This is a genomic window from Klebsiella sp. K47 (assembly GCF_051858335.1).
Taxonomy (GTDB): Bacteria; Pseudomonadota; Gammaproteobacteria; order Enterobacterales; family Enterobacteriaceae; genus Klebsiella; species Klebsiella pneumoniae.
This window is the reverse complement of the sequence record NZ_JBPYUI010000497.1, coordinates 1-218: the sequence shown is the minus strand read 5'-3', so window position 1 is coordinate 218 and position 218 is coordinate 1. Positions and strand designations below refer to the sequence as shown.

Annotated in this window: 1 protein-coding gene; it reads left to right on the top strand. The window is 61.5% G+C overall.

Annotated features, from left to right (window positions below; translation table 11 throughout):
• Nucleotides 1-33: 33 nt before the first annotated feature.
• A partial coding sequence (locus RRF55_RS28955; RefSeq protein ID WP_439419440.1) for a hypothetical protein occupies nt 34-218 on the top strand: 185 nt, incomplete at its 3' end.

Below are 218 nucleotides of genomic sequence, written 5' to 3'. Positions count from 1 at the left end.
TCGCACGAAGGGCCCTGGCACCGGGTCGATCGCATGTGGACGATCAAGACGAACGGCACGGACCTGCGCAAACTGCACCAGCGGACGATGAATTTCGAAATCTTCGGCCACGAGTGGTTCAGTCCTGACGGACGCCAGGTCCTGTACGATCTGCAGACGCCGCGGGGTCAGGTCTTCTGGGTGGCGTCCGTGGACCTTCAAACCGGAAAGCGCGTCTA